Origin of the sequence: Pseudomonas sp. N-137, from assembly GCF_034555295.1 — a bacterium.
GTDB classification, from domain to species: Bacteria; Pseudomonadota; Gammaproteobacteria; order Pseudomonadales; family Pseudomonadaceae; genus Aquipseudomonas; species Aquipseudomonas rhizophila.
Window position 1 is genome coordinate 1 of record NZ_JAXUDQ010000029.1, and the last position, 22,378, is coordinate 22,378.

At 61.6% G+C, this 22,378-nt stretch carries 18 protein-coding genes; 3 read left to right on the forward strand and 15 right to left on the reverse strand.

Translation table 11 applies throughout. From position 1 onward, the window contains the following. The first annotated feature begins 981 nt into the window (after positions 1-981). On the forward strand, positions 982-1,893 hold the full coding sequence (locus T3A99_RS19840) for a LysR family transcriptional regulator (protein ID WP_083714446.1): 912 nt from the start codon (positions 982-984) through the stop codon (positions 1,891-1,893). 168 nt (positions 1,894-2,061) lie between these two features. Continuing rightward, complete coding sequence (locus T3A99_RS19845) at positions 2,062-3,015, forward strand: alpha/beta fold hydrolase (protein WP_188251584.1); 954 nt, start codon at positions 2,062-2,064, stop codon at positions 3,013-3,015. Positions 3,016-3,128: 113 nt separating this feature from the next. Here the strand turns inward: T3A99_RS19845 and T3A99_RS19850 are convergent, their stop codons facing one another. The 3 genes from T3A99_RS19850 to gabT form a co-directional block, all read right to left on the reverse strand. Further along, positions 3,129-3,617 carry an Lrp/AsnC family transcriptional regulator gene (locus tag T3A99_RS19850; protein ID WP_188251583.1) on the reverse strand — a complete coding sequence of 163 codons (489 nt, stop codon included), beginning with the start codon at positions 3,615-3,617 and terminating at the stop codon, positions 3,129-3,131. A 41-nt stretch (positions 3,618-3,658) separates the two neighbouring features. Then, complete coding sequence (locus tag T3A99_RS19855) at positions 3,659-4,315, reverse strand: HAD family hydrolase (RefSeq protein WP_274091068.1); 657 nt, start codon at positions 4,313-4,315, stop codon at positions 3,659-3,661. Between the two features lie 94 nt (positions 4,316-4,409). Continuing rightward, entirely contained in the window at positions 4,410-5,705 is a 1,296-nt protein-coding gene (gabT, locus tag T3A99_RS19860; RefSeq protein WP_274091031.1) for a 4-aminobutyrate--2-oxoglutarate transaminase, read from the reverse strand. 281 nt (positions 5,706-5,986) lie between these two features. On the opposite strand from gabT, the gene T3A99_RS19865 reads away from it, so the two are divergent. After that, the gene (locus T3A99_RS19865) at positions 5,987-6,913 is read left to right on the forward strand and encodes a glyoxylate/hydroxypyruvate reductase A (protein WP_322834710.1); all 927 of its coding nucleotides are present in this window, start codon (positions 5,987-5,989) and stop codon (positions 6,911-6,913) included. A 7-nt stretch (positions 6,914-6,920) separates the two neighbouring features. On the opposite strand, the gene T3A99_RS19870 is transcribed toward T3A99_RS19865, so the two are convergent. The 12 genes from T3A99_RS19870 to T3A99_RS19925 form a co-directional block, all read right to left on the reverse strand. Further along, positions 6,921-7,766 (reverse strand): substrate-binding periplasmic protein, encoded by an 846-nt coding sequence (locus tag T3A99_RS19870; RefSeq protein WP_322834711.1) that lies wholly within the window; start codon positions 7,764-7,766, stop codon positions 6,921-6,923. A gap of 74 nt (positions 7,767-7,840) precedes the next feature. Continuing rightward, the gene (locus T3A99_RS19875; RefSeq protein WP_188251578.1) at positions 7,841-8,920 is read right to left on the reverse strand and encodes a tartrate dehydrogenase; all 1,080 of its coding nucleotides are present in this window, start codon (positions 8,918-8,920) and stop codon (positions 7,841-7,843) included. A gap of 53 nt (positions 8,921-8,973) precedes the next feature. Beyond that, the gene (locus T3A99_RS19880) at positions 8,974-10,431 is read right to left on the reverse strand and encodes an NAD-dependent succinate-semialdehyde dehydrogenase (protein ID WP_322834712.1); all 1,458 of its coding nucleotides are present in this window, start codon (positions 10,429-10,431) and stop codon (positions 8,974-8,976) included. A 142-nt stretch (positions 10,432-10,573) separates the two neighbouring features. Then, positions 10,574-12,616 carry a methyl-accepting chemotaxis protein gene (locus T3A99_RS19885; protein ID WP_322834713.1) on the reverse strand — a complete coding sequence of 681 codons (2,043 nt, stop codon included), beginning with the start codon at positions 12,614-12,616 and terminating at the stop codon, positions 10,574-10,576. Positions 12,617-12,813: 197 nt separating this feature from the next. Next, positions 12,814-13,971, reverse strand: coding sequence for an acetylornithine deacetylase (gene argE, locus T3A99_RS19890; protein ID WP_322834714.1), 1,158 nt, complete (start codon positions 13,969-13,971; stop codon positions 12,814-12,816). Next, a complete protein-coding gene (locus T3A99_RS19895) occupies positions 13,968-15,122 on the reverse strand; it encodes an FAD-binding oxidoreductase (protein ID WP_322834715.1) in 1,155 nt (384 codons plus the stop codon). The genes argE and T3A99_RS19895 overlap by 4 nt, the downstream gene beginning before the upstream one ends. After that, positions 15,119-16,543, reverse strand: a complete 1,425-nt coding sequence (locus T3A99_RS19900; protein WP_322834716.1) for an NAD(P)/FAD-dependent oxidoreductase — start codon at positions 16,541-16,543, stop codon at positions 15,119-15,121. Before T3A99_RS19900 ends, T3A99_RS19895 begins: the two co-directional genes overlap by 4 nt. Further along, a complete protein-coding gene (locus T3A99_RS19905; protein WP_322834717.1) occupies positions 16,525-16,833 on the reverse strand; it encodes a (2Fe-2S)-binding protein in 309 nt (102 codons plus the stop codon). Before T3A99_RS19905 ends, T3A99_RS19900 begins: the two co-directional genes overlap by 19 nt. Beyond that, the gene (locus tag T3A99_RS19910) at positions 16,830-18,662 is read right to left on the reverse strand and encodes an ABC transporter ATP-binding protein (RefSeq protein ID WP_322834718.1); all 1,833 of its coding nucleotides are present in this window, start codon (positions 18,660-18,662) and stop codon (positions 16,830-16,832) included. The genes T3A99_RS19905 and T3A99_RS19910 overlap by 4 nt, the downstream gene beginning before the upstream one ends. 1 nt (position 18,663) lies before the next feature. Next, positions 18,664-19,557, reverse strand: coding sequence for an ABC transporter permease (locus T3A99_RS19915; protein WP_322834719.1), 894 nt, complete (start codon positions 19,555-19,557; stop codon positions 18,664-18,666). An 8-nt stretch (positions 19,558-19,565) separates the two neighbouring features. Beyond that, complete coding sequence (locus tag T3A99_RS19920; protein WP_322834720.1) at positions 19,566-20,519, reverse strand: ABC transporter permease; 954 nt, start codon at positions 20,517-20,519, stop codon at positions 19,566-19,568. Positions 20,520-20,601: 82 nt separating this feature from the next. Beyond that, positions 20,602-22,257: an ABC transporter substrate-binding protein gene (locus tag T3A99_RS19925; protein WP_188251568.1), complete on the reverse strand. Its 1,656-nt coding sequence runs from the start codon at positions 22,255-22,257 to the stop codon at positions 20,602-20,604. Positions 22,258-22,378 lie beyond the last annotated feature (121 nt).

Here is a 22,378-nt window from a genome sequence, read left to right on the forward strand (position 1 = left end):
ATATCCAAACACCTCAGATTTGGGCGCCATCATAGCGCCCGATTGAAGTGTCCAAAATCATTAGGCCAGTTCAAGCTCGCTCCCACAGGGGATTTGCGGTGAATGAAGATTCTGCGGCTGGCGCCGATCAAGGGTGGGAGCGAGCTTGCTCGCGATGGCGGCGGCACATTCCCCATCGGCGCTGACTGACACTCCGCTTTCGCGAGCAGGCTCGCTCCCACAGGGGATCTGCGGTGAATGAAGATTCTGCGGCTGGCGGTGATCAAGGGTGGGAGCGAGCCTGCTCGCGATGGCGGCGGCACATTCCCCATCGGCGCTGACTGACACTCCGCTTTCGCGAGCAAGCTCGCTCCCACAGGGGATCTGCGGTGAATGAAGATTCTGCGGCTGGCGCCGATCAAGGGTGGGAGCGAGCCTGCTCGCGATGGCGGCGGCACATTCAACATCTTTGCTGACTGACACACCGCTTTCGCGAGCAAGCTCGCACCCACAGGGGATCTGCGGTGAATGAAGATTCTGCGGCTGGCGGTGATCAAGGGTGGGAGCGAGCCTGCTCGCGATGGCGGCGGCACATTCCCCATCGGCGCTGACTGACACTCCGCTTTCGCGAGCAAGCTCGCTCCCACAGGGGATTTGCGGTGAATGAAGATTTTGCGGCCACAGGAAGTCAAGGGTGGGAGCGAGCCAGCTCGCGATGGCGGCGGCACATTCCCCATCGGCGCTGACTGACACTCCGCTTTCGCGAGCAAGCTCGCTCCCACAGGGAATCTGCGGTGAATGAAAATTCTGCGGCTGGCGCCGATCAAGGGTGGGAGCGAGCTTGCTCGCGAAGGCGGTGGCACATTCCCCACCGGCGCTGACTGACACTCCGCTTTCGCGAGCAGGCTCGCTCCCACCTGCGCAACGCTATACAAACCGGCACCTTGTTTGATTTCATGCCCGCACAGCAGCCTGTCTGATGGCGCTGATCGGGAGATGAAGATGAACTACACGGATTTCGACGGAGCGTTGCTGCTGGCACTCAAGGCGCTGCTGCAAGAGCGCAATGTCACGCGTGCCGCTGCCCAGTTGGGCATCAGCCAACCGGCTCTGTCGGCACGGCTGGCGCGTCTGCGGGATATCCTGGCGGATCCGTTGTTCGTCCCGGCGGCGAACGGTCGTGGCGTGGTCCCCACGCCCCGGGCGCAGGCACTGGAGCAAGAGTTGCTGCAAGTGCTCGAAGGGCTCAAACGCCTGGTCAGTCAACCGGAACGTTTCGATCCGGCCACCACGACCCGCACCTTCGTCATCGCCTTGTTCGAAACGCCGGCGGCCGTTCTGGCGCCGGATCTCTGCGCCCGTCTGAAGCATGAGGCAAAGCATGCAAAGCTGGCGTTCATCCATCCCCCACGCGACGTGTTCGAGCGTCTTGAGCAAGGCCAGATCGATCTTCTGATCACCGTGCCAGGCGCGCTTCGCGACGACCTCATGCAGCGACCTCTTTGGGAGGATGGCTTCCTGACCGCCCAGCGCAAGGGCCATCCTCGCGGCACGGGACCACTTGATCTCGAGACCTTTTGCGCCCTTGATCATGTGCTCGTGTCCTCGGAAGGCGGGCGTTTCGCCGGGGTGGTCGACGAGGCACTGGTGGAGATCAATCAGGTTCGCAACGTCGCCTTCTCCATTCAGAACTATGCACTGGCGCCGCTGCTCGTTGCGTCCACCGATACCCTGTGCACACTGCCCTCGCGCTTCCTCTGCCAGTACCGCGACCGGTTGGACCTGTTCGAACCACCCCTCGAGCTGACGGCGCTGCGCCTGGTGCTGGCCTGGCACCCGCGCAATAACAAGGACGCCGGCCATCAATGGCTGCGCCGCCAGGTCTATCTCAGCGCGGAACTGGAGCCCGCTTGAATGCTTCAGCGTAGGGGGTCCATCCAAGCGCGCCGCAACCATCGGTTATGCGTATAGCAGCTATCGATAGCGCAGCGGTTCTCGGTAGCAGTCTCTCTCTCTAATCTGCCCACCAACGCGATCGACGGCGGTCGCGACAGGTCAAACCGACCCCTATGGAGAGAGACGATGAACACACTCAACCGCACCATGGCCATCGCGACGCTGGCACTGGCCACCCTCAGCGCCGAAGCTGCCTCCCCCGCCCAGACCGCTGCGAGCATGTCCGCCGTCGGCAGCATGATCCAGTCCGCCAGCTACATCACCACTCGGGATGGCGTGCAGCTGTACTACAAGGACTGGGGCCCACGGGATGGCCAGGTGGTGACCTTCAGTCACGGCTGGCCGCTGAACGCCGACAGCTGGGAAGCGCAGATGATGTTCCTCGCCTCGAAGGGGTATCGCGTCGTTGCCCACGACCGTCGCGGTCATGGCCGCTCCAGCCAGCCGTGGGAAGGCAACGATATGGATCACTACGCCGACGATCTGGCGGCGGTGATTGAAGCGTTGGACCTCAAAGAGGTGACTTTGGTGGGGTTCTCGACCGGAGGTGGTGAAGTAGCTCGCTACATCGGTCGCCATGGTACGGGCCGGGTGAAGAAGGCCGTGCTGGTTTCCGCCGTCCCACCGCTGATGCTCAAGACCCAAACCAACCCCGGCGGCTTGCCTCTCGAGGTGTTCGACGGCCTGCGCAAGGCGTCCCTGGAGAACCGCTCACAGCTGTACCTGGATATTGCCTCCGGTCCTTTCTTCGGTTTCAACCGCGAGGGTGCCAAGCCATCCCAAGGGCTGATCCAGTCGTTCTGGGTGCAGGGCATGCAGGCGGGCAGCAAGAACACCTATGAGTCGATCGCGGCGTTCTCGGCGACCGATTTTCGCGACGACCTGAAGAAATTCGATGTGCCGACGCTGGTCGTTCATGGAGACGATGATCAGATTGTTCCCATTGATGCTTCCGGTCGGGCCTCGGCGGCGCTGATCAAGGGTGCACGTCTGATCGTCTACCCTGGCGCGCCGCATGGCCTGACCGATACGCACAAGGACCGGCTGAACCAGGATTTGCTGACGTTTCTCAAGGAATAAGCCATATACCCACGCCATGCAAAGCCCTTCCTCAGGAAGGGCTTTTTCGTTGCAGACGCAGGCGCCTGCTATTCAGTGCGACCATACCCTACTCAACGGGACTTCGCCGAGTATCAGCGATGCAGCAGTTTGCGCAACGGAACACCATCCTTCAGCACCGGCGACTTGATAACGATGTAGCTGAAATACTTGGCAATGCCGATGTTCTTATCCAGCAACCCCTCCATCACTTCCTGATAATGCGGAATACTGCGGGTCATGAAGCGTGCCAGGTAATCGTAACCGCCACTGATCAAATGGCATTCGAGCACTTCATCGACCAAACGAATATTGGACTCGAACTTGGCGAAATCTTCGCGTTTGTGATCGTGCAGCGTGATCTCCGTGAACACCGTGACCGACTCAGTGATCTTGGCCAGGTTGAGGTGCGCGCTGTACCCGGAAATATACCCAGCCGCCTCGAGGCGCTTGACTCGCTGCAGGCATGGGCTGGCCGACAAGCCTACTGCATCGGCGAGGCTGACGTTGGTAATGCGGCCATCTTTTTGCAGCTCAACCAAAATATTGATATCAATTCGGTCAAGCTTGACTAAACCTTCCATCGCATACCTCGTGATTGTTCTATGCAATCATTCTGTGAGTATCAACGCCTGAGAGATTGTTGATGCTGTGTCACCAGATCCGCCATGCTGTCGATATAAAAGTCCGCAGGGCCCGATGAACGAGGATCGCTGCAACCACGCTGAATCAGACACACGCCACCTGCCAAAGATAGACCGGCAGACGAACCGCACACCAGCAGAATATCCTTAGGTTCCAGGTCGTTGGTCAATAGCCAGTCTCGATCTTCCAGCGGCTTGCTGGACAGCGACAGGAAATCTTCCGACGGGATTCCCAAACGTTCACAGAATGCCTCCCGATCGGCACTGTCACGGTCTCCGTAAATCAGCAGCCGGTAAAATTTGCGCAGGTACAACATCGCGCCAGGTGCGTCCTCGTACAGGGACCAGTCGTGTACCGAACGGGCGAACGTCATGCCCTCCTCCCAACTGGCCTTGAGCCCCAGGCGCTCGGCTAACTGGCGATGTGCGAAACACAGCAGACCACTGAACCCCAGTTCGGAGAAGCGCGGATAAAGCCCGCGCACCACCTGATCATATTCAGCCAACACCTGTTCTCTACTCAGTGTATCCGGATAACTCTCGAGCAGTGGTTGCAATGCCGTCCAGGTGCCAGAGTCCCGATCGAACAGGACCTCATCGCAATCGATCAACAGTGCACGGTAGTCAGTCAGCTCCATGGCCTTAATGCCTCCCATGATGGCATTTCATAAATAAAGACTCGCCAGGATGCTCGGTCGGGCTAATGCTTCAATAGCCGACCGAGAGCTGGCATCAGCTTGAAACGCGGGACAACGCCTTTTCGAGGATATTCAACGCTTCGTCGACCTGTGCTTCTTCGGCGACCAGAGGCGCGAGAAAACGCAGCACGTTGCGGTACACGCCACACTTGATCACCAGCAGACCGCCCTTGCGAGCCTCATCGATCACTTGCTGGTTCAGCTCTGGATCCGGGCTGCGGGCCGCATCGTCCTTGACCAGTTCGATCGCCAACATAAAGCCGGTACCGCGTACGTCTCCAATTTGAGGAAAGCGCGTCTGCAGGCGCAACAGGCCCTGACGCAAGCGCTCACCCAACTTCACACCGCGCGCCAGCAGTTGTTCCTGCTCGTAGGTTTCGATCACCGCCAACGCCGCAGCGCAAGCCAGCGCGTTGCCGCCATAGGTGCCGCCCAGGCCGCCTGGGGCTGGTGCATCCATGATCTCTGCGCGACCCACCACACCCGAGATCGGCATGCCGGCGGCCAGGCTCTTGGCTACGGTGACCAGGTCCGGCTGAATCCCGGCGTGCTGAAAACCGAACCAGGTGCCGGTGCGGCCGAAGCCAGTCTGTACTTCATCGGCAATCAATACGATGCCGTGCTGTTCGGTCAGCGCCCGCAGGGCCTGGAGAAATTCGACCGGCGCGCTCAGGAAGCCACCGTCGCCCTGGACCGGTTCAATGATGATCGCAGCGACGCGCTCCGGCGAGACCTGAGTGGCAAACAGCTCATTCAGCGCTTGCAACGCCATTTCGCTGGTGAATCCGCGATAAGCATTCGGATAAGGTGTATGGAAAACCTCGGGCGCCATGCCGAAGTTCTGCTTGTAGGGCTGGCTCATGCCGGTCAGGGTGGTGCCGAGCAACGTCCGGCCATGGAAACCGCCACGGAAGGAAATGACCGCCGGGCGCTTGGTATGGGCGCGGGCAATCTTCACGGCGTTTTCCACGGCTTCCGCACCCGAGGTGAACAGCGCTGCCTTGTGCGCAATGCCACTGGAGCCACCGACCAGCTGACACAGACGCTGCACCAGGTCGAGGTAAGGCTGGTACGCCACCACTTGGAAACAGGCATGGGTGACCTTCTGCATCTGTGCCTGAACCGCCGCCAGCACCTTCGGATGATTGTGGCCGATGTTCATCACGCCGATGCCACCGACGAAGTCCAGGTAACGCTTACCCTCCACGTCCCACACCTCGGCCCCCTGGGCCCGGTCAATGACCAGCGGGTGAGCAGTGACCAGACCACGCGGCACGAACTGATCACGCTGCTGGAGCAGATAAGGGGTTTCTTCGCATTTGCTGTTCATGGCATCTCCCATAGTGAGCCAGGCAACCAGGAGGCGGCTGCGATGTACCCTAGGTTAAGCGTTTGACGCAACGCTCTAAGCCGAACTTGGCCGCTGAGAAATCCGGATCGACTGTTTTCACCCCGTAAAACGGCAGAATCCGTCAGCCGTTGATGGCTCTTGGAATCTGCCGGATTGCGCCGCGATACAACGCCACAGCCCTTTTCAAACCAGGCTTTTCGACAGATTCTGCTCCGCCGTTCGGGCATGCTCCATTTCTTCGCTCATGAGAGGAAAAGCCCATGACCCTGCTTTATAAAGCCGACCCGGTGCGCGGCGAACAGTGGAAGGCGCTGTTCGCTGAACGAGCCCCGGATATCCAATGGCGCGCCTGGCCAAACCTCGGCGACCCGCAGGCTATTCGCTACCTGGCGGCCTGGCAGGCGCCGGACGATCTCGAAACACTGCTGCCAAACCTGCAAGTGCTGTTCGCCTTGTCGGCCGGCGTCGATCAGCTCGACCTTGACCGCTTGCCGGCGAATTTGCCGGTGGTGCGCTTGCTTGACCCGGGCATTACTCAGGGCATGTGCGAATACGCCAGTTTCGCCGTGCTCAGCCTGCACAGGGACATGTTGCGCTATCGCCAGCAACAGGCCGACAAGCACTGGCAAGCGCACCGACTGCTACCCGCGTCGAAACGCCGGGTCGGGGTCATGGGCCTTGGCTTGCAAGCCCAGCAGATACTCGCCACTTTGCGACCCTATGGCTTCGCCTTGTCGGGTTGGGCACGCAGACGGCGTTGCATAGCCGGGGTCGACTGTTTTGCCGGCGACGAACAATTGCCGGCGTTCCTGGGTCAGTGCGACATCCTGCTCTGCGTCCTGCCACTGACCGAACAGACTGAAGGAATTCTCGACCGTCAACTGTTCCAGCACCTGCCCAAGGGGGCCGCACTGGTCAATATGGGCCGAGGTGGGCACCTGGTGGAAGAGGATCTGCTGCAAGCCCTGGCCAGCGGTCAACTCAGCGCTGCGGTGCTTGATGTGCTACGGGAAGAACCGGCGCGGCCCGAGCATCCATTCTGGCGGCACCCGCAGATCTTGCTGACCCCGCATATCGCCGCGATGACCCAGCCGGAAAGCGCCTTTGACGTGCTGCTGGAGAATATCCGCCGACATCAGCGTGGCGATCCCATGCTTGGCCAGGTTGACCGGAAACAGGGCTACTAGCCCTGACTTACTGGCCGGAGCTCTGAATGCCCGCAGCCTGCAGGTCAAACGGATAGAGCGCATCGTAATTCCTCACGATGCGATAGATGACACCCTCCCGTTCAAGATCGAGCAGGACCGCGTCGAGGCGTTTCTTGAAGTCATCCTTGTAAGGATAGGTTGACGTATTGACGCGGGTATAACCCAGGTACCCCTCCTCACCTGAAAGCCAAGGCCCTTCGACTACCCAGTTAAGGGCGCTCTTCTCGAAGACGCCGTCGCGCCGCATCTGCTCCAACTCCCAGAGAACGGCGCGGCGGTCATTGATATAGGCGTCCAATCGCCCGCGATAGAGCATCGCCAGGTTGGTGCGGTTGTCCTTGGAATAGATCTGTCGCAGCTCTCCCTTGGCCAACATGACCTGATAGTCCTGATCGACAATGTTGATGAACCCCCTGTTCTGTCCGATGCGCAAGCCACCATAAGCTTGCGGAAAATGTTCTGGCTCGAGCGTCCGGGCCACTTCGGCGCGCACAAAAACGACCAGCGTCTCCCGCAGAATGGGGCGTGAGTAATCCATCCATGGCCGCTCATCGGGCCGGCGATAGGGTGGATAGATGGCCAAGGCCCGACCTCGGGACAACTCCCGCAGGCCTCGAGCCCAGGGTACGAGGCGAATATGCACCCGATAGTCCGGCATACGCGTAAAGGCGACGCGCAGAATATCGGTATAGATCCCCCTGGCCTCGTCGCCCTCGGCATAGCTGTAGGGTGGGTAAGCGGCGTCGCAAAGAATGACCACTTCTATCGGCGCGTCTGCCCAACTCGTGACATGCAGGGTGCAAGCCAAGAGCAACGTCGACAGTCTAAGCATGGCAGCCTCCTGGATAAAAAAAGCCCGCAGTGTGAGCGGGCAAAAGAGTGAAGCGTGATTTTTTACAACCCGGTTCAGAGGGCCTCGACAATCGCCTTGCCGACATCCTGGGTCGAACCTTGTCCGCCCAGGTCAGGGGTGACCAGTCCCCCGGCGATAACCTGCTCGATGGCTTTGAGAATCCCATCATGGGCGGCGCGGTAGCGCTCATCACCATCGCCGAGGAAATCCAGCATCAGCGCGCCGGACCAGATCATCGCGATCGGATTGGCGATGTTGCGGCCGTAGATGTCCGGGGCCGAGCCGTGCACCGGCTCGAACAACGAAGGGAACCGACGCTCCGGATCGATGTTGGCCGAAGGGGCGATGCCGATGGTGCCGGCACAGGCTGGGCCCAGATCGGAAAGAATGTCGCCGAACAGGTTGGAGGCCACTACCACATCGAAACGATCCGGCTGTAGCACGAAGCGCGCACAGAGAATGTCGATGTGTTGCTTGTCCCAACTGACGTCCGGGTATTGCTCGGCCATCAGTGCAGTGCGCTCGTCCCAGTAGGGCATGCTGATGGAAATGCCATTGGACTTGGTCGCCGCGGTCAAATGCTTACGCGGCCGGGTCTGGGCCAGGTCGAAGGCGAACTTGAGAATCCGGTCCACGCCACGACGGGTGAATACCGACTCTTGCAGCACGAACTCATGTTCACTGCCTTCGAACATCTTGCCGCCCACCGAGGAATATTCGCCCTCGGTGTTTTCGCGGATCACCACGAAATCGATATCACCAGGCTCGCGACCGGCCAACGGACACGGCACGCCAGGAAACAGGCGCACCGGGCGGATGTTCACGTACTGGTCGAAGTCGCGACGGAACTTGAGCAGCGAGCCCCACAGGGAAATATGATCCGGCACCTTGTCCGGCCAGCCCACCGCACCGAAGTAGATGGCATCGAAGCCTTTCAGCTGTTCGAACCAGTCGCTGGGCATCATTTGCCCGTGTTCCAAGTAGTAATCGCAGTGGGCCCAGTCGAGCACTTCGATGCTCAAATCCAGATCCCACTTGCGTGCAGCCTGCTCCAATACCCGCAACCCCTCGGGCAGTACTTCCTTGCCAATGCCATCGCCGGCGATCGCGGCGATTTTGAATGTCTTGCTCATGTCGTTACCTTCGCGGATTCGCGTCAATCAAGCCTGTACCAACAACCGTCGCCTTACAGCCCACCGATATGGAAGGCTTTGACTTCCAGGTACTCGTCGAGACCGTACTTGGAACCCTCACGACCCAGACCGGACTGCTTGACGCCACCAAAGGGGGCCACTTCCATGGAAATAAGCCCGGTATTGAGGCCGATCATGCCGAATTCCAGCGCCTCGCCGAAGCGCCACGAACGACGCAGGTCCTGGGTGAAGAAATAGGCACCCAGACCATAGGGCGTGGCATTGGCCAAGGCCAGCGCCTCTTCTTCGGTGCGAAAGCGCATCAGCGGTGCGACCGGACCGAAGGTTTCTTCGTTAGCCAGCAACATTCCGGCATGAGCGTCGGCAAGCACCGTCGGCTGGACGAACTGGTCGTCCCCCGAGGGGATGCCGCCACAGAGCAGACGAGCGCCCTTGCCCAGGGCATCGTCGATATGCCGGGCGACCTTGCTGACCGCCGCCGCATTGATCAACGGGCCGATGGTCACGTCAGCCTCCAGGCCATTGCCGACCTTGAGCTTGCCCACCTCCTCCACCAGGCGCTGGGCAAAACGCTCGTAGATTGCGTCCTGAACCAGGATCCGGTTGGCGCAGACGCAAGTCTGCCCGGCGTTGCGGAACTTGCTTTGCATGATGCCGGTCACCGCCTGCTCCAGATCCGCATCGTCGAACACGACGAAGGGGGCGTTGCCGCCCAGCTCCAGGCTCAGGCGCTTGATCTGCTCGGCACTCTGACGCATCAGCAAACTCCCCACGGCAGTCGAGCCGGTGAAGGATATCTTGCGTACCGTCGGGTTGCTGGTCAGTTCCTCGCCAATGCCCTTGGGCAGGCCAGTCACGACGTTGAACACCCCGGCCGGGATCCCGACCCGCTCGGCCAGCACCGCCAGCGCCAGGGCTGAAAGCGGTGTCAGGTCCGAAGGTTTGACGATCACCGGACAGCCGGCCGCCAGGGCCGGCGCGCATTTGCGGGTGATCATCGCGTTGGGGAAGTTCCACGGGGTGATAGCAGCGCAGACGCCGACCGGTTGCTTCAGGGTGAGCAGGCGACGGTCACCGCTGGGGGCAGGTATGGTCTCGCCGTAAACCCGCCGTGCTTCCTCGGCAAACCATTTGACGAAGCTGGCGCCATAACGGATCTCGCCCTTGGCTTCGTTGAGCGGCTTGCCTTGCTCGCAAGTCATGATCAACGCCAGGTCATCGAGATTATCGAGCATGGCTTGATACCAGCGCTCCAGCAGCGCCGCGCGCTCCGCGGCGGGCCGCGCCCGCCAGGCCGGCCAGGCGCGATCGGCAGCTTCGATGGCGAGACGGGTTTGCGCGCCTTGCATGGCCGGAACCCGGGCCAGGCACTCGCCCGTGGCGGGGTCAATGATATCCAGGGTGGCGGCGTCATCGGCGCCCACCCACTGGCCGTTGATGTACGCGAGTTCTACCAGCAGGCTGGGGTCTTGCAAACGATTCTTGAGCATGATCGAGTCCTGTTCCGAGACAGCCTTCAGTTTATTCAGACGCCACAGGCCAGGATGCTGAAAGCATCACATCAGCAGCGTTGGCTGCTGATTATCAGCCGATGACAGCAGGCCCTACCGCAGGGGCGACCTCGATCCCGGGTCAGACGTTGAAGTGTCTGACCCGGCCACTCAACTCGCAGGCCAGGCTGGCGAGTTCCTGGCTGGAAACCTGGGTCTGCCTGGCGCCTGCCGAGGTTCGTGCGCAAACATCGCGGATATTCAAAAGATTGCTATCGACCTCACGGGCAACGTGGGATTGCTCCTCGGTAGCGCTGGCAATACTCGAATTGCGTTCGTTGATCTGGCCGATAGCCTCGACGATGGCATTGAGTGCAGTGCCCGCTGCGCGCGCGAGGCCCAGGGTGGCGCGGGTTTTCTCATGGCTGCTGTGCATGGCGCTGAGGGCACTGCGGCTGCCTTGCTGTACCGAGCCGATGATGGTTTCGATTTCTCGGGTAGAGGCCTGGGTCCGTTGAGCCAGGGCCCGCACTTCATCGGCCACCACCGCGAAGCCGCGGCCGCTTTCTCCCGCCCGGGCCGCCTCGATCGCGGCATTCAACGCCAGCAGATTGGTTTGCTCGGCGATGCCACGAATCACATCCAGCACCGAGCCGATATCACCTATCTGGCCCGCCAGGTTCTGCAACGCATCAGCGGTATGTGCCATATCGCCGGTCAGCGACTCGATTGCGCCGACGGTCCGGGTGACGCTGTCCTCGCCCTGTCGAGCACGTTGATCGGCAGCGTGAGACACCTGCGAGGCCGAGGCAGCATTGCGTGCCACCTCTTCGATGGCGCAGGTCAATTCGGTCACGGCTGTCACGGCTTGGTCGAGCTCCTCGCTCTGCCGTTGCAGTCCCTGGCTGGCGTCTTCGGTCACGGCGCTCAACGCCTCGGAAGTCGAACCCAGTTGTTCGGCGCAACTCACCACCTGAGTGACGGTACCTCGCAAATCCGTTTGCATACACTGCAATGCCTGCAGCAGCCGTGCCGCTTCATCCATACCACGGATATCGAGCGTCTGCGTCAGGTCGCCCTTGGCGATCCGTTCGGCTGCCGCCATAGCGATAGCCAGCTGTTCGAGCAGGCGCAGTACGATCAAAACGGCCAAGGTGCCGCCAACCAACAGCAGCGCCAGCAAACCAATGGACATCCAGAGGGTGTCATGCCGATAGCTGTCGCGCCGCGCCGTCAGCGCCTCACCGAGGTGCGTCAAGGCGCTGTCTTCAAGTGCCTGCAACGCGTCGATCGGCCGATCAAGCGCGGCCAGGTAATCGGCGACCGGATAACTCAACTTCACGCCGTAGCCGCCATCGGCGGAAAGATCCATTTCGATGGCCGCGACCAGTTTCTGATCAGTCAATGCCAAAGCCTGTTCGATCAGCGGGCGCAGCGCCGCCAGTGGTGTTTGCAGTATCGCCGCGAGCGCCGGATCGGTGCCTGCAGCCTTGGTGAAGGCCCGGCTCATCCTCTCGAGGCTGGCCAAAGCCTGGGCGGTCAGCCCCATCACGGCACCTTGTTGTTCGGGCATGATTCGCCCCTGCGCCAGGTACAGGCCACCAAAACCGCGTAACTGACCGAACAGCTCGGCGGTTTGCGGTAACTCGATCAGCGCGGCGTACATCAACGAGTAGGTTTCCAGCATCGGATCCAGCGCCAGTTCGAAATGATCGAGCAACGCATCCTCGATCAACAAGATTGAGGCGATCAGTTGCGAGTGCAGTTGCAGGCTCTGCCTGGCTTTGATGGTGCCTTGATCGACCTGCTCGGACAGTGCCTGCCATTGCTCTCGCACCTGATGCCACTCGGTCAAAATCTCCGGTTTGACCTCGGCCGCCTGCAACGCCTGCTCGCACGCGTCGAAGGCGCGTTGCAGCTCGGCTTGCTTGACCTGACGATTCTGTTGCAGAGCATCGATGCCGCCGAGCACGACGGCGGCCAGATCGCGATGTTGCTGGGTCAACGCGACCAAACGCAACAGCGCCTGCACCGGCGCGAGCCCCTGCACTTCCCGGTCGGCCTGACGACCCGTTTGCAGCGCACCAAGCACGTACAGGGTGCTCGGCACGGCAATCAGGGTGATGACCAGCAGACCCAGCAAGACGAACTTGGTGGGGAAGGAAAGACGTTCAAGGGCTTTCATGGACGGACTCCCGGCATGTTGTCGGGGACTCGCAGAGTCCCGTTTTTTTGGGGTTACTCGGTTAAGGCGTCGACCCAGACGGGCGCACGCGCGCTTTGCTCAAGCGAGCATTCGACTGACCATCAAAGGGATCGGGTGAACGGTAAGCACGCGAAAGGGCCCTACCGAATTCGCCAGGGCCACGAGAAACGCTGACGTTACAGCTTCAACGAGCCCAGCAGCCCGTCGAGAAAACGCTCCCCTGCCTGCATCTGGCTCAGCGCGACGAATTCATCGGGCTTGTGTGCCTGTTCGATGGAGCCTGGCCCGCAGACCACCACCGGTACATCCAGACGCTGGCTGAACAAGCCGCCCTCGGTACCGAAGGAAACTTTTGCGTTGCCGGTATCCGCGGGTGCGAAATTCTTCAACAGGCGCACGGCTTCCACGCTGGGATGGGTGTCCAGGCCGGGATAGACGTTCAGCGTCTGGATTTCGATATCGGCTGCGCCGGACAAGCGCTTGGCCTCGCGAACGATCTGCTCGGCCTGTTCGCGCATCTGCTCGAGGAACTGATCGAGGTTGTCGGCCGGCAGATTGCGTACCTCAAAATCCAGGGTGCAGAGGTTCGGCACGATATTCAGGGCCTTGCCGCCCACAATCTGCCCAACGTGCACGGTGCTGTAGGGTACGTCGTAATCCGGGTCGTGCGCGCCGTGCTGTTGCAGGCGCCGTTGGCCCTCGCGCAGCGTGGCAATGAAGTCGCAAGCCACATGAATGGCATTGACCGACCGCGGGGCCAGGGATGAATGGGCTTCCTGCCCCCGGCACAAAGCGCGGTAGGAACCCTTACCCTTGTGCCCGAGAACGAACTGCATATTGGTCGGCTCGCCGACGATGCACAGCATCGGTCGCAACGGCGCCAGGTGCAGCACATCGAGCAGGCGGCGCACGCCAACGCAGCCGATTTCCTCGTCATGGGACAGGGCCAGTTGCAACGGACGGCTCAACGAGCAATCAGCGGCCTCGAGCATGGCGTCGATCGCCAGGGCAATAAAGCCCTTCATGTCGCAGCTGCCACGGCCGTATATCCGCTCATCCTTCAGCGTCGCCTGGAACGCGGGTACGCTCCAGGCCTGGCCGGCGGCAGGCACCACGTCGGTGTGCCCGGACAGCAGAATGCCGGGCTGGTCGTGCGGGCCGGTGCTGGCGAACAGGTTGGCCTTGCGTCCGCTCTCGTCCTTGACGATCAACGACTCGATGCCCTTGCTCGCCAGCAGATCGCGGACGTAGTCGATCAGCGCCAGGTTCGATTCCGAGGAAACGGTCTCGAAGGCGATCAGTCGCTTGAGAATTTGCAGTACCCGTTCTCTCATGATGCTTTGCTCCTCGGCTCGGCCGTACTGGCGAAGCGACTGACGTGGAAGGGAGTGATAAGGGTACTGGTGCTGCCGGTACTGATCAGCTCGGCCATCACATCGCCGACACCAGGGCCGAGCTGAAAGCCGTGACCGCTGAAGCCGAAGGCGTAATAGAGCCCGTCGACCTGGCCGCTGGGGCCCATCACCGGCAGGGAGTCCGCGACGTAGCCCTCGATACCGCTCCAGGTACGGATGATGTTCAGGTGGGTCATCTGCGGCACGAGCCGGCGCATCTGCTGCAACTGCTTGAGAACGCTCTGCGGATCGAAGTGGGCGCGGCGGTTGAGCATATCCGGCTGGGTATGGTGACAGCCGCCAATGATGATATTGCCGCGAGGGATCTGGCGGAAATACAACACTTCCTCGGGGTGCTTGGTGTACACGCCAATCACCGTTTTCAGCGCGTAGGGCACCGGTTCGGTGACCGACAACTGCGGCCCCTTGGCGAGCAGCGGCACCGGCTCGCCGAATTGCGCGGAAAGCTTCTCGCCCCAGGCGCCGGCTGTGATCAGCAGTTGCTCGGCGCGGTATCGGCGGCCATCGGCAGTCTCCACCAGGAACTGCCCGCCAACCTTCTGTACATGCGTCACCTCGGTACGTTCCTCGATGCGCGCTCCTGCTCGCCGCGCGGCGCGGGCAAAGGCCGGTGCGGCGAGGCGCGGGTTGGCGTGGCCATCGTGCGGCGCATAAGAGCCGCCCTTGACCTCCGGGCCGAGGAACGGGAAGCGCTCATGCAGCTCCCGACCGCGATAGACTTTCAGATCCAGTTCCCGCGCTTCAGGGGCAGCCGCATAGGCCTGCAGCTCGGCGATCTCGTCCTCGCGGTAGCACACACGCATATGACCGCTGGCGACGAACTCCAGATCGTCGTCGATCAACTGTGGCAGGCGCTTCCACAACGCGAAGGAGCGGGTGGCCAATTCCAGTTGGCCGAGGAAACGACCTTGGCGGCGCACGTTGCCGAAATTCACCCCGCTGGCGTACTGGCCGACCATGTCCCGCTCCAGAAGCACCACCGAGCGCCCACGCTGACGCAGGAAAAATGCCGAGGCCGCGCCCATCAGGCCACCGCCGACGATCAGTACATCGGTTTGTTCAACGCTCACGGCGATACCTCATCGACTGACTTGACTTCCTCGGCCAGCATCGACAGCGGCTTGACCGGCGCCTGGCCGCGCTGACGGCCGACCTGCTCGACCGGGACGCCAGCCGCCGCGGCGATCACCTCGGCGCCAGCCTGCGAGCAGTAGCGGCCTTGGCAGCGGCCCATGCCAACCCGACTGAAGGCCTTGGCACGATTGACCTCGCAGGCGCCCTTCTCGCGCACCGCGTCGCGCAACTCGCCAGCGGTGATCATCTCGCACCGGCAGACGATTGCTGCGTCCGCCAGCGCCTGGGCTTGCGCCGCCGGCCAGGGAAAGGCCTGATACAGGCCCCGGCTGAACTGTTCCATCACGGCCAAGGCGCATCGCTGCTGGACCAGCGCCTCGCTGCTCACGGGTTGCCGCAGATCCTGCAGCAACGCCATGGCGGCCAGGCGCCCGGCATGTTCGGCGGCATCGGCGCCGCGTATTTGCGTACCGTCGCCGGCGGCATACACACCTTCGACCGAAGTGCGGCCCTCTTCGTCGGTATCCAGCACCCACTGTTGCGAGGGCTCATGAAAGCGCATACGGCACCCGGCGAGGTCGGCCAACTGGGTTTCCGGGCGCAGGTGATAACCGAGGGCGACCGCATCGCAGTCGACCTGCAGGCTTTGGCCGTCTGCGGTGCGCACATGCACGGCGCTGACGCCTGTGCTCGTTTCGCCCACTAGCTGCTGCGGCTCGACACCCAGGCGCACCGGGATACCCGCGAGGAAAAGTTTGGCCAGCAACTGCAGGCCGGTGAACAACATCCGTGGCCGAGCCAGCAGTTTGGGCAAGGCGAATATGCGTTTGCGCAGCGGCGAGGTGTCGAGCACGGCGGCCACCTCGGCGCCGGCCTTGAGGTACTGGCTGGCGACCAGGTAGAGCAGCGGACCGCTGCCCAGGAACACCACCCGGCGACCGATGGCAACCGCCTGCGCCTTCAGGGCGATCTGCGCGCCGCCGAGGCTATAGCAACCCGCCAACTGCCAGCCGGCGACCGGCATCAAGCGGTCGGTGGCGCCCGTGCAGAGGATCAGCGCATCGTAATCAACGCTCGTGTGCTTGCCCTGGCTGACGCAACACAGTCGCCCCGGGCTCAGGCTCCACACCAGGGTATCGGGCCGGTAATCGATCTGCCCGCGCAAGCGGTCGAAGCTATCGTGCAACGCTTTGGCCTTGTCCGCCTCGCTACCGTACAGGGTGGCGTAATCGCGGCCGAAACCCTCGGGCTGGCGACGATAGATCTGGCCGCCGTCGCGACGGTTTTCGTCCAGCACAATCGGCCTGATACCGGCTGCCACCAACGTCTCGGCACAGCGTGTGCCGGCCGGGCCGGCACCCACTATCACGACGCGCACAGCGTTTTTTTGAAGGTCTTTCAGCCGCGCAATGGCCATAGCGCCTCCGGCTGTCTGGTCACGATATCCAGCCCTTCGCGAACCTCGTTGGAACAGGCGCGCAGACGCCCGCCGTCGCGGGTCCAGACCCAGCAATCCTGGCAGGCGCCCATCAGGCAGAAGCCGGCGCGCTGGCCTGGATCGAATTCTGACTGGCGCAGAGCCGACACCCGGGTCAATAACGCAACCATCAGGGTGTCGCCCTGCAAGGCTTCGATGGGTTCGCCATCAACCATCAGCCTCACCCTTGCCCGTTGACCCTCGGCCAAGCGTACGAAACGCGCGTTCATGCGTAGGTCCCCACCCGTTTCAGGCTGGTCGATCCTTGCTGTGCCTTGAGCAGCTCGGCACTTTCGTGGTGGCACAGAACCTCGCTGCCGCCGGCGATGTTCCGGCGTGGCGGCGCGCTGCGATTGCAGAGCCCGTCGATACGCACCGGGCAGCGATTGAGGAACGGGCACAGGTGCGCGGTGGTATCCACCGCGTTGATCGGCGGCAGGTCGCCGTGGGAGGCATTGCAGCCTTCCAACCAACCCTGGCGCAGCTCCGGCACCGAATTGATCAACAGGTCGGTATAGGGATGGAACGGCACCTGGACGAACGACTCACAGTCACCCGCCTCGACCTTGTGGCCGCTGTACATCACTACGATGTCGTCGCACAGGGCGCGGACGGTAGAAATGTCGTGGCTGATGAAGAGGTAGGAAACCCCCAGGTCGCGACGCAGGTCACGCAACAGTTCGAGGATCGCCGCCCCTACCACGGTATCCAGTGCCGAGGTCACTTCGTCACACAGGATCAGGTCCGGCTCTGCGGCCAGCGCCCGCGCCAGGTTGACCCGCTGTTTCTGCCCGCCGGACAACTCGCCGGGCCGGCGTTGCGCGATGCTTGCCGGCAGTTGCACCAACTCCAGCAACTCGGCCACTCGACGCTGGCGCTGCGCACCCTTCATGCCGTGGTAGAAGCGCAACGGACGGCCCAGGATATCTTCGATGCTGTGTCGAGGATTGAGCGCCGTATCAGCATTCTGGAATACGAATTGAATGCGTCGGAACTGCTCGCGGGTGCGGCCAGCCAGCGTCTTGCTGAGCGGCTGGCCGTCCAGCAGGATCCGCCCGGCCGTCGGCTCCGCCAAGCCGGCGATGGCCTGAGCCAGCGTGGTTTTCCCCGATCCCGACTCACCGATCACGCCAACTGCCGCGCCTCTGCGAACCTGCAGGTCGACATCCTGCAGGACCTTCTTGACGCCATAGCAAATCTCGAGGCCACGGACGTCGAGCAGCAGATCATTGTCCGACGGGCCCGCGCCTTGATCGGCCGTGTCACGGCTCGCCGTCGGCTTCATTGCCGACAGCAGGCTACGGGTGTAGGGATGTTCCGGTTCTATGAGGATCTGTTCGGTACTGCTGTTTTCCTGGATCTGACCATTGCGCAACACCACGATACGGTCGGCCATCTGCGCCACCACCGCCAGGTCGTGCGAAACGTACACGGCCGTTGTGCCGAGTTCACGAACCACCCGTTTGAAGGCGCGCAACACTTCGATCTGCGTGGTGACGTCCAGCGCCGTGGTCGGCTCGTCGAGGATCACCAATGCCGGATCGGTGATCAGCGCCATCGCCGCCATCAACCGTTGCAGCTGGCCGCCTGAGACCTGGTGCGGATAGCGCGCACCGATGCCTTCAGGGTCCGGCAGCGCCAGCGCCCGAAACAATTCGACGGCCTTGGCCTGCGCCTCGTGCCGCGACAGAGTGCCGTGGATTAACGCGCTTTCGATCACCTGCTCCATGATGCTCATGGACGGATTGAATGCTGCCGCCGCGCTCTGTGCGATATAAGCCACAGTGCGCCCGCGCAACTTTGCCAGCTCGGCATTCGACAGTTTGAGCACGTCGACATCGCCGATACGTACCGAGCCGCCGACAATGTTGCAACCACTGCGGGCATAACCCATCAGTGACAACGCGATGGTGCTCTTGCCGGAACCGGACTCGCCGATCAGCGCCAGTACTTCACCTTTATTCAGGCTTAAATCGGCACCGTGTACGATCGGAACGTCGATACCCTCTTCATTTCGGGCGGCCACACGCAGGCCACTTACTCTGACGATCTCGTTCATTTCACTTCTCCGTCCCGCGCTTGGATCGCCCGCCGAAGCTGTCGATGAGCAAGTTGACCCCCATGGTCAGGCTGGCGATGGCCAGCGCCGGCACCAATAAAGCTGGAGCACCTTCCTCCAGGCCCTGGATGTTTTCTCGCACCAGAGATCCCCAGTCCGCGTCCGGCGGTTGTATGCCCAGTCCGAGGAAGCTCATCGCGCTCAGCAGCAGCACCACGTACACAAAGCGCAGGCCAAAATCGGTCAGCACCGGACGCAGCATGTTCGGCAGCACCTCAATGAAGATGATGTAGGGCATGGCCTCACCCCGGGTACGAGCGACCCGGACGAAGTCCATCGTCATGACGTTTACCGCCACCGCACGTGCAATACGGAAGGAGCCCGGCATATAGGCGAATGCGGCCATGAACAACAGCAACGGCACGGAGGAGCCGAACGAGGCCACCATCAACAGCGCGAAAATCTTGTTCGGGATGGAGATCAACGCATCTTCGGTACGGCTTATGAGTGCATCGACCCAGCCACCGGAGGCAGCCGCCACCAGCCCAAGCACCACACCCGCCATGCAGGCAAGCACGGTCGCCGCCAACGCCACGCCGATGGTGTAGGGCGCGCCGTGCAATAACCGGCTGAGTATGTCCCGCCCCAGGTAGTCGGTGCCCAACGGAAACTGCCGGCTGAGTGGGCCGAAGAAGCCTTCGCTGGGCATCGCGTTGGCATCGTAGGGTGCCAACAGCGGGCCGGCGATGGCCATCAGCGCCCAGAAGCTCACGATCACCAGGCCAATGAAGCCGCCCAGCGTCAGTTTGAGCCGACGACGATGAGTCAGCGCAACGGTCTGCTTCAATCCATCCTGCTTGATGCCGTTCCCTATGCCCGGCTTTGGTGGAGTCATGTCAAGTTTCATTTGCGCAGCCTCGGGTTGGACAGAATTGCACAGAGGTCAGCCAGCAGTACCAGCACCAGGAAACCCAGGCAAAACAACATGACGCACGCCTGCACCAGCGGCATGTCACGAGTGGCTACACCGTTTACCATCAGTGTCGCGATACCCGGATAGTTGAAGATCGACTCGACGATGACGACACCGCCCAGCAGGTACGACAGGCTCAGTGCGATGGCGTTGGCAATCGGTCCGATTGCATTGGGCAGCGCATGACGAAGCACCACCCGTATCGGTCGCGCGCCTTTGAGCACCGCCATTTCGACATAGGGGCTGCTCAGTTGGTCGATAAGCGCAGCCCGCGTCATGCGCGCCATCTGCGCCACCAGTACACAACACAGCGTCAGCACCGGCATCGCATAGACGCGCACCAGTTCACCGAAAGACTCGACCTCGACGTCACGCGACAGCGCCGACAGCCAACCCAGCTTGACCGCGAAGATCAGTACCGCGACTGTGGCTATCAGGAACTCCGGCACGGAGACGGCGAAAACCGCCAGCATGTTGCTGTAGCGGTCAAAAATCGAACCGCGGTACATCGCTGACAAAATGCCTATCGTCAGCGCCAACGGCACCGAGACCAGCGCAGCGATCGATGCCAGGCGCAGGGTGTTGGGCAGACGGCTCGCGATCATTTCGTCGACCGCCATGCCATTGACCAGAGACACACCGGGATTGCCGGTGATCAACCCGCCCAGCCAATGCACGTACCGCAGGTACACCGGTTGGTCCAGGCCTAACAACGTGCGCATTGCCGCCACCGCTTCCGGCGTTGCGTCCTGGCCGAGCTGTTCCTGGACAGCATCACCCGGCAGCAGGCTGGTGAGAAAAAACACCACGAGCGACACGATAAGCAGCGTAAGCACGCCTACAGCCAGCCGACTGGAAACAAGGCGCGCAATAGTGCTGTTCATAATGGATACCTTTACTTGATGACGACGCCTGCAGGGACCCGCAGGCGCGCCTTGGTTATCGAGCTATCGTTGCGCTATTCGCTCAGGCATCCAGCCAGACGTGCTCAGCAAACATGTAACCCATCAATCCACCGAGTGGATGGGGAACCAGACCTTTCAACTTGGCGTTGTGCCCATCGAGACTGCTGGTGAACTGCGGGATACCGATGCCGCATTTTTCATGCACCAGCACCTGCATATCTGCGTACATCTGCTTGCGTTTGGCGTCGTCGGTCTCCCCGCGCGCAGCCACCAGCAACTGGTCGAACTGCTCGTTTTTCCATCCCGATTCGTTCATGCCGGCGCTGGATTGGTAGAACAGGCTGAACATCAAATCGGCGGTTGGACGCGCACCGATGTTGCCGAAACCCAGTGGATGCTTCATCCAGTGATTGGACCAGTAACCATCCGCCGGCACCCGCCTGATATCGAACTTGAGTCCGATCTGCTGAGCCGACAGTTGCAATAACTGGGCGATGTCCAACGAGCCGGTGGCGGCTTCGGAAGCCACCAGCGGCAGGGTGCGCCCGACCATGCCGGACTTTTGCAGGTGGAACTTGGCCTTCTCCGGGTCGAACTGACGCTGCGGCAGATCGGCGAAGTAGTAGCGGCTATTCGAGGCGATCGGCTGATCGTTGGCGATGGCGCCATAACCACGGAAGGCGGCTCGATTGATCTGTTTACGGTCGAGCAGATACTTCATCGCCAACACGAAGTCAGGATTCTGGTTCGGGCCCAGTTCATCGCGCATCACCAGATTGGTATAGCCACCGGTCCGGGACTCCATCAGCCCTACCTTGCTGCTCTCCAGGATGCGCGAAGTCGAACGGGGGTTGACCGGGTTGATGAGGTCCACGTCACCGGCGAGTAAGGCGCTGATGCGAGCGGCCTCGTCCGGGATCGAGAAAAACTCGACTTCGTCCAGGTAAGGCAGGCCCGGCTTCCAGTAGCTGTCGTTGCGCACGCCGATCGAACGCACGCCCGGCTGGAACTCCTTACACTTGAAAGGACCGGTGCCATTGGCGACAGCGAAATCGGTGGTGCCGTCACGCACGATGAGAAAGTGCGTAGTGGCGAGAATGGCCGGCAAGTCGGCGTTCGGGCTGGTCAAGCGGATCTGCACTTCATGCGGCCCGGTGGCTTTAACCTCATCCAACTGCTGCGCGGTGGTCAACGCCTTGGAGCCGACCTGGGGAACCTTGTGACGATTCAGCGAATAAATGACATCGGCCGAAGTGAACGGCTTGCCGTCGTGAAAGACGACGTCCTTGCGCAGTTTGATCGTCCAGGAGGTCGCGTCACTTGTATCGAACGATTCCGCCAGCGCCATGCGCGGCACCAGTGCCTCGTCCAGCGTCGTCAGGCCGTTATAGAACATGTTGTGACGGCAGTAATCGGTGTAGTTCGAGCCCTTGGCCGGATCCAGCGTATCGGCGGTCGAGCTGGTCGCACTGGCGACCTTGATGCGGCCGCCCCGCTTGCCTTTACCCACCGCGCCGACTGTCGCGCCGGCCTCCGCGGCGAACAACTTGCCGGCCGGGCCGAACAGGCTGCCCGCACCCGCAACCGCCACGCCGGCCATACCCAGCATACGCAACGCATCACGGCGTGACATGCCCCGATTGAGTCCCTCAAAAACACGCAGGCTTTCTTCACCGGTGATCAGTGGGGATTCGGATTTATTCTTGTTGTCAGTCATATCGGTTCTACCTGTCGATAATGAGAAGGCTCAAATGCTCACGGTCAAGCCTGAGCGACCTGGTAACGCAAACGACGGTGAAGCAACAAACTCAGTGGTTCGAACAATGATGTCCGTGCAC

Excerpts from the sequence above, each read along its gene's own strand:
- T3A99_RS19885 (WP_322834713.1), bottom strand. The coding sequence starts at position 12,616 with ATGAAAGCCCTTGAACGTCTTTCCTTCCCCACCAAGTTCGTCTTGCTG.
- T3A99_RS19915 (WP_322834719.1), bottom strand. The coding sequence starts at position 19,557 with ATGACTCCACCAAAGCCGGGCATAGGGAACGGCATCAAGCAGGATGGA.
- T3A99_RS19850 (WP_188251583.1), bottom strand. The coding sequence starts at position 3,617 with ATGGAAGGTTTAGTCAAGCTTGACCGAATTGATATCAATATTTTGGTT.
- T3A99_RS19880 (WP_322834712.1), bottom strand. The coding sequence starts at position 10,431 with ATGCTCAAGAATCGTTTGCAAGACCCCAGCCTGCTGGTAGAACTCGCG.
- T3A99_RS19920 (WP_322834720.1), bottom strand. The coding sequence starts at position 20,519 with ATGAACAGCACTATTGCGCGCCTTGTTTCCAGTCGGCTGGCTGTAGGC.
- T3A99_RS19905 (WP_322834717.1), bottom strand. The coding sequence starts at position 16,833 with ATGAACGCGCGTTTCGTACGCTTGGCCGAGGGTCAACGGGCAAGGGTG.
- T3A99_RS19840 (WP_083714446.1), top strand. The coding sequence starts at position 982 with ATGAACTACACGGATTTCGACGGAGCGTTGCTGCTGGCACTCAAGGCG.
- T3A99_RS19870 (WP_322834711.1), bottom strand. The coding sequence starts at position 7,766 with ATGCTTAGACTGTCGACGTTGCTCTTGGCTTGCACCCTGCATGTCACG.
- gabT (WP_274091031.1), bottom strand. The coding sequence starts at position 5,705 with ATGAACAGCAAATGCGAAGAAACCCCTTATCTGCTCCAGCAGCGTGAT.
- T3A99_RS19925 (WP_188251568.1), bottom strand. The coding sequence starts at position 22,257 with ATGACTGACAACAAGAATAAATCCGAATCCCCACTGATCACCGGTGAA.
- T3A99_RS19855 (WP_274091068.1), bottom strand. The coding sequence starts at position 4,315 with ATGGAGCTGACTGACTACCGTGCACTGTTGATCGATTGCGATGAGGTC.
- argE (WP_322834714.1), bottom strand. The coding sequence starts at position 13,971 with ATGAGAGAACGGGTACTGCAAATTCTCAAGCGACTGATCGCCTTCGAG.
- T3A99_RS19900 (WP_322834716.1), bottom strand. The coding sequence starts at position 16,543 with ATGGCCATTGCGCGGCTGAAAGACCTTCAAAAAAACGCTGTGCGCGTC.
- T3A99_RS19875 (WP_188251578.1), bottom strand. The coding sequence starts at position 8,920 with ATGAGCAAGACATTCAAAATCGCCGCGATCGCCGGCGATGGCATTGGC.
- T3A99_RS19910 (WP_322834718.1), bottom strand. The coding sequence starts at position 18,662 with ATGAACGAGATCGTCAGAGTAAGTGGCCTGCGTGTGGCCGCCCGAAAT.
- T3A99_RS19865 (WP_322834710.1), top strand. The coding sequence starts at position 5,987 with ATGACCCTGCTTTATAAAGCCGACCCGGTGCGCGGCGAACAGTGGAAG.
- T3A99_RS19845 (WP_188251584.1), top strand. The coding sequence starts at position 2,062 with ATGAACACACTCAACCGCACCATGGCCATCGCGACGCTGGCACTGGCC.